Source organism: Rhodanobacter lindaniclasticus (genome assembly GCF_004799035.1).
In the GTDB taxonomy this organism is placed as follows: Bacteria; Pseudomonadota; Gammaproteobacteria; order Xanthomonadales; family Rhodanobacteraceae; genus Rhodanobacter; species Rhodanobacter lindaniclasticus.
This window is the reverse complement of sequence record NZ_MWIO01000008.1, coordinates 96,453-102,584: the sequence shown is the minus strand read 5'-3', so window position 1 is coordinate 102,584 and position 6,132 is coordinate 96,453. Positions and strand designations below refer to the sequence as shown.

Sequence of the window (6,132 nt, the reverse complement as noted above, 5' to 3'; positions counted from 1 at the left end):
CCGTCGTGCGCGGCCACATGCTTGCCGACGTGGTGGCCATGATCGGCACCTATGACCTGGTGTTCGGCGAGGTGGACCGATGAGCGGCGGAATCGGGCATCGGGCACCGGGAATCGACGGGGCGCGCAGCAGCGGCTCCACCCGTCGTGCCTTGAAGAGTCATCGTTGTCATGGAGCCGGGATCGTGATGCGGAGTGGCGTTACCCCATTCCCCGTTTCCCCGTCCCCGTCCCCGGAGTTTCACCCATGAAAGCCACCGGCAATTACAACCAGGTGAAGCATGTCGACCCGCTCGTCGTGCTTTCCGAGTACACGCGCAAGCATATCGACGCATGGGTGGCCAAGTTTCCGCCGGATCGCAAACGCTCGGCGTTGATCCAGGCGCTGTTCGGCGCGCAGGAGCAGAACCGCGGCTTCCTCACTGACGAGCTGATCACCGCCGTGGCGAAGTACCTGGACGTGCCGCCCATCTGGGCCTATGAGGTGGCGAGCTTCTACTCGATGCTCGAAACCCGGCCGGTGGGTCGCAACAACGTGGCGATCTGCACCAACATCTCGTGCTGGCTCAATGGCGCCGAGGACCTGGTCCGCCATTGCGAAGAGAAGCTCGGCATCAAGCTGGGGCAGAGCACGCCCGATGGCCGCATCTACCTGAAAGCCGAGGAAGAGTGCATCGCCGCCTGCGTGTACGCCCCGGTGGCCACGGTCAACGGGCATTACCACGAACATCTCACCACCGAAAAGCTCGACGCGATCCTGGATGGACTGACCCTCGACGGTCCGGCCGCCCACGGTGCGGAGGGGAGTCACTGATGGCCGTCGGACCCGCACCCCAGGAACACCAGATCGTCTACACCACCCTGCATTTCGACAAGCCGTGGGCAATGGAAAGCTACGAGCAGGTCGACGGCTACAAGGCGTGGCGGAAGATCCTCGCCGAGAAACCCGATCCGGCGTCGCTGGTCGAGGAAATCAAGAAGAGCAGCCTGCGCGGTCGCGGCGGCGCCGGCTTTCCGACCGGGCTGAAATGGTCCTTCATGCCCAAGGGCACGATGCAGAAGTACATCCTGTGCAATTCGGACGAATCCGAGCCGGGCACCTGCAAGGACCGCGACATCCTGCGCTACAACCCGCATGCGGTGATCGAGGGGCTGGCCATTGCCTGCTATTGCACCGGGTCGACCGTGGCCTACAACTACCTGCGCGGCGAGTTCCACCATGAGCCGTTCGAGCATTTCGAGGCCGCGCTGAAGGAAGCCTATGCCGCCGGCCTGCTGGGCAAGAACGTGCAGGGCAGCGGCATCGACGTGGACATCCATGCCGCGCTCGGCGCCGGCGCCTACATCTGCGGCGAAGAGACCGCGATGATGGAGTCGCTGGAAGGCAAGAAGGGCATGCCGCGCTTCAAGCCGCCGTTCCCGGCCAACTTCGGCCTGTACGGCAAGCCGACCACGATCAACAACACCGAAACCTATGCCTCGGTGCCGGCGATCCTGCGCAACGGCGCCGACTGGTTCCTCAACCTCGGCAAGCCGAACAACGGCGGCCCGAAGATCTTTTCGGTGTCGGGTCACGTCAATCGCCCCGGCAACTACGAGATCCGCCTCGGCACCTCGTTCAAGGATCTGCTGGCACTGGCCGGCGGCGTGCGCAACGGTCACAAGCTCAAGGCGGTGATCCCGGGTGGTTCCTCGATGAAGGTGCTGCCGGCCGACATCATGCTCGAAAGCACGATGGACTACGACTGTCTGCAGAAGGCCGGTTCCGGCCTGGGCTCCGGCGCGGTGATCGTGATGGACGAGACCACCTGCATGGTCAAGGTCTGCCAGCGCATCTCGCGCTTCTACAAGGCCGAATCCTGCGGCCAGTGCACGCCGTGCCGCGAAGGTACCGGCTGGATGTACCGCGTGCTGACCCGCATCGTCGAAGGCAAGGGTACGCAGGAAGACCTGCATCGCCTGAAAGCCATCGCCGGGCAGATCGAGGGTCACACCATCTGCGCGTTCGGCGAGGCGGCGGCATGGCCGGTGCAGGGTTTCCTGAACCGGTTCTGGAACGAATTCGAGTACTACGTGGAGCACGGACACTCGATCGTCGACGCGCGCGCGGAAGCGGGCGCATGAGCGCGGTGTTCGCACACGCGGGTCGCGGGCCGGTTGCCGGCGGGCGAGGGTCGCAGCCGGCCATGCGGCCGCTGCTCCGCGCCTCGACTCCCGACTCCCCATTCCCGGCTTCAAGAGGATTTGCTGCATGAGTACGCAGCCAACCAGCACCGCGCCCGATCTGGTCAGCATCGAGATCGACGGCAAGCCGGTGCAGATCCGCAAGAACGCGATGATCATCGAGGCGGCCGATGCCGTCGGCATCGTGATCCCGCGCTTCTGCTATCACCGCAAGCTTCCGGTCGCCGCGAACTGCCGCATGTGCATGGTCGAGGTGGAGATGGGCGGGCGTCCGGTGCCCAAGGGGCTGCCCGCGTGCGCCACTCCGGTCACCGACGGCATGAAGGTGCAGACCCGCTCCAAGCTCGCGCTGCAGTATCAGCGTGACGTGATGGAGTTCCTGCTGATCAACCATCCGTTGGATTGCCCGATCTGCGACCAGGGTGGCGAATGCGAGCTGCAGGACGTGGCGCTGGGTTTCGGCCGCAGCGTGTCGCGTTTCACCGAGCGCAAGCGCACCGTGGCCGACGAGAACATCGGGCCGCTGGTGGCCACCGAGATGACGCGCTGCATCCACTGCACGCGCTGCGTCCGCTTCACCAGCGAGATTGCCGGCACCTACGAGCTCGGCGGCATGAGCCGCAGTGAAGACATGGTCATCGGCACCTACATCGGCAAGACGGTGGAAACCGAGCTGTCCGGCAACATCATCGACGTATGCCCGGTCGGCGCACTCACCGACAAGGTGTTCCAGTTCAAGGCGCGTGCCTGGGAACTGGTCGCCAAGCCTTCGATAGGCGCACACGATGCGCTGGGTTCCAACCTGTGGCTGCACACGCGCCGCGGCGAGGTGCTGCGGGTGGTGCCGCGCGACAACGAGTCGGTCAACGAATGCTGGTTGTCCGACCGCGACCGCTATAGTCACCAGGGCATGTATGTCGCCGACCGCCTGCACGTTCCGCAGGTGAAACGCGATGGCCAGTGGCACGACACGACCTGGGAAGACGCCCTGGCGTTTGCCGCGGAGGCCCTGAAGAAGGCGCCGGGCAGCGAGCTGGGCATCCTGGTGCATCCGGCGACCTCGAACGAGGAGGGCGACTCGCTGATGCGCCTGGCGCGCGGACTGGGCAGCGCCCACGTCGACCACCGCCTGCGCCAGCTCGATTTCGCTGACCGCGCCGTGGCGGTGCCGTTCGGTACGCCGGTTGCCGAAGTGGAGCGGGTGCAGGCCGCCTTGCTGGTCGGCTCGGATCTGCGTCAGGAACTGCCGCTGGTCAATCATCGGCTGCACCAGGCGACCAAGAAGGGCGCACGCGTCTATGCGGTCAACCCGGTGCATTTCGATTTCAACTACAAGCTGGCGGGAGAGACCGTGGTCGCCCCGCAGGCGCTGGTCGATGCCATGCTGTCGCTGGCCAAGGCCGCGGTGGAGGCCGGTGCCACGGCACCGGCCGCACTGGCTGGCGCGCTGGACGGCGCCCGCAGCGGGCAGGGCGATGGCGAGGTGATTGCCGCGTTGAAGGCAGGTGCCTCGGTGGTGTTTCTCGGCGAGGCCGCCGCGACGCATCCGCAGGCTTCATGGCTGCGCGCGATCGCGCGCTTCATCGGCGAAGCTACCGGTGCCGGCGTCAATGAAGTGCCGGTGGGCGCCAACGCGGTCGGCTTGGGTCGGCTCGGCGTGGTGCCTGGCAATGGCGGGCTCGACGCCCAGGCCATGTTGGCGCAACCGCGCAAGGCGTATCTGCTGTACGGTGTCGAGCCGCCGCATGACTTTGCCGATGGCGCCGCGGCGCTGAAGGCGCTGCGTGGCGCGGACAAGGTGGTGGCCTTCAGCGCCTTCGGTGGTACCGCGTTGCGCGAGGTTGCCGACGTCATCCTGCCGATCGCCCTGCCGGCCGAAACCGATGCGACTCTTGTCAATGTCGACGGGCTGGCGCAGGGCGTGATCGCGGGGGCAAAGGCGCCGGGTCAGGCACGGCCGGGCTGGAAGGTGCTGCGCGCCCTGGGCGGCGGCATGCAGCTGGCGGGCTTCGAATTCGACGACATCGCCGGCTTGCGCGACGGCATCAGCGAGCGCCCGCCCGCGCCGGGTCGTGAGCTGTCGGCGCGTGCGCCGGTTGCCGGCCTCGTCCGCCTGGCCACGTGGCCGATCTATCGCATGGACGCCGTGCTGCGCCGGGCGACGGCGCTCAACGCCCATCCGCTCAATCGGGCGCCGGCGATCCGCCTCAACGAGACCGAAGCCGGGCGGCAAGGGCTGTCCGACGGCGCCAGGGCGATCATCGGCGAGGTGCAGCTGCCGGTGCTGGTCGATGCGGCCGTACCCGACGGTGCCGTGTGGATCGAGGCGGCCCACGACCTTACCGCCACGCTGCCGCCGCACGGCGCAGCCATCACCTTGAGCAAGGCATAGGCATCATGGCTGATCAACTCATCAACCAGGTCATGTGGCCGCTGATCTACATTCTGTGCATCGTGCTGCCGCTGGTGATCGCGGTGGCGATGTTCGTGTACTGGGAGCGCAAGGTCATCGGCTGGATGCACGTGCGCATGGGGCCGAACAAGGTCGGCCCCGGTGGCGTGCTGCAGGCTTTCGCCGACGTGGTGAAGCTGCTGATCAAGGAGGTGATCCTGCCGACCAAGGCCAACCGCTTCCTGTATTTCCTGGCGCCGCTGATCGCGCTGGTACCGGCGTTGGCGGCATGGGCGGTGATCCCGTTCAGCGGCAAGATGGTGCTCTCCAATGCCAACGCGGGCATCCTCTATCTGCTGGCGATGACCTCGCTGGGGGTGTACGGCATCATCATCGCCGGCTGGGCGTCCAACTCGCGCTACGCCTTGCTCGGTGCCATGCGTTCGGCAGCCCAGGTGATCTCCTACGAGCTGGCCATGGGCCTGTGCCTGGTCTGCGTGATGGTGCTGGCCGGCAGCCTCAACCTCAGCGAGATCGTCAACGCGCAGGCTGGCGGCAAGGGCCTGTTCGACTGGTTCTGGCTGCCGTTGCTGCCGATCTTCGTGATCTATTTCGTCTCCGGCGTGGCCGAGACCAATCGCCTGCCGTTCGACATGGCCGAGGGCGAGTCGGAGATCGTCGCGGGCTTCCACGTGGAGTATTCCGGCTCGGCCTTCGCGATCTTCTTCCTGGCCGAATACGCCAACATGATCCTGGTCAGCTTCCTGTCGGCGATCTTCTTCCTCGGCGGCTGGCTCAGCCCGCTGCAGGGCTGGATCCCCGCCGACGCGCCCGGCTGGATCAGCTGGCTGGGGGCCGGCAGCTTCATCTGGCTGTTCATCAAGGCGTTCGTGATGTCGTTCTTCTTCCTGTGGTTCCGCGCCACGTTCCCGCGCTACCGCTATGACCAGATCATGCGCCTGGGCTGGAAGGTCTTCATCCCCATTGCCATTGCCTGGGTGTTCGTCGCCGGTCTGCTGAAGTACTACGACCTGGTCAGCATCGGGGTGGGAGCGTAAGCCATGAACGTGGTAACCCGTTATTTGAAGAGTTTGATGCTGGCCGAACTGGTCGCCGGCATGGGCGTGACGATTCGCTACATGTTCAAGCCCAAGTACACCATGCGCTACCCGATGGAGCACATTCCGAAGTCGAACCGCTTCCGCGGGCTGCATGCGTTGCGCCGCTATGCGAACGGCGAGGAGCGCTGCATTGCCTGCAAGCTGTGCGAGGCCGTGTGCCCGGCGCTGGCGATCACCATCGATTCGGCTCCGCGCGAGAGCGACGGCCAGCGCCGCACCACGCGCTACGACATCGACCTGTTCAAGTGCATCTACTGCGGTTTCTGCGAGGAGAGCTGCCCGGTCGACTCGATCGTCGAGACCTCGATCCACGAGTACCACTTCGAGAATCGCGGCGAGAACGTGGTGAGCAAGCAGCAACTGCTCGCCATTGGCGATCGCTTCGAACAGCAGATCGCCGCGGATCGTGCGCAAGATGCACCGTACCGCTGAGGCC

General features: G+C 65.7%; 6 protein-coding genes. All 6 read left to right on the top strand.

Features of this window, described 5'->3' with window-relative positions; all coding sequences use genetic code 11:
- On the top strand, window positions 1-83 hold an 83-nt coding region (locus B1991_RS02725; protein ID WP_136257176.1), incomplete at its 5' end, for an NADH-quinone oxidoreductase subunit D-related protein.
- A 163-nt stretch (window positions 84-246) separates the two neighbouring features.
- Window positions 247-813 (top strand): NADH-quinone oxidoreductase subunit NuoE, encoded by a 567-nt coding sequence (gene nuoE, locus B1991_RS02720; RefSeq protein ID WP_136257173.1) that lies wholly within the window; start codon window positions 247-249, stop codon window positions 811-813.
- Window positions 813-2,123, top strand: a complete 1,311-nt coding sequence (nuoF, locus tag B1991_RS02715; RefSeq protein WP_136257172.1) for an NADH-quinone oxidoreductase subunit NuoF — start codon at window positions 813-815, stop codon at window positions 2,121-2,123. The genes nuoE and nuoF overlap by 1 nt, the downstream gene beginning before the upstream one ends.
- 127 nt (window positions 2,124-2,250) lie before the next feature.
- Window positions 2,251-4,575: an NADH-quinone oxidoreductase subunit NuoG gene (gene nuoG / locus B1991_RS02710; protein WP_136257171.1), complete on the top strand. Its 2,325-nt coding sequence runs from the start codon at window positions 2,251-2,253 to the stop codon at window positions 4,573-4,575.
- A gap of 5 nt (window positions 4,576-4,580) precedes the next feature.
- Window positions 4,581-5,633, top strand: coding sequence for an NADH-quinone oxidoreductase subunit NuoH (nuoH, locus tag B1991_RS02705; RefSeq protein WP_136257170.1), 1,053 nt, complete (start codon window positions 4,581-4,583; stop codon window positions 5,631-5,633).
- 3 nt (window positions 5,634-5,636) lie between these two features.
- On the top strand, window positions 5,637-6,128 hold the full coding sequence (gene nuoI / locus B1991_RS02700) for an NADH-quinone oxidoreductase subunit NuoI (RefSeq protein ID WP_136257169.1): 492 nt from the start codon (window positions 5,637-5,639) through the stop codon (window positions 6,126-6,128).
- Window positions 6,129-6,132: the final 4 nt, after the last annotated feature.

Coding starts and splice junctions, on each gene's coding strand:
- nuoF (WP_136257172.1), top strand. CDS start 813: ATGGCCGTCGGACCCGCACCCCAGGAACACCAGATCGTCTACACCACC.
- nuoG (WP_136257171.1), top strand. CDS start 2,251: ATGAGTACGCAGCCAACCAGCACCGCGCCCGATCTGGTCAGCATCGAG.
- nuoI (WP_136257169.1), top strand. CDS start 5,637: ATGAACGTGGTAACCCGTTATTTGAAGAGTTTGATGCTGGCCGAACTG.
- nuoE (WP_136257173.1), top strand. CDS start 247: ATGAAAGCCACCGGCAATTACAACCAGGTGAAGCATGTCGACCCGCTC.
- nuoH (WP_136257170.1), top strand. CDS start 4,581: ATGGCTGATCAACTCATCAACCAGGTCATGTGGCCGCTGATCTACATT.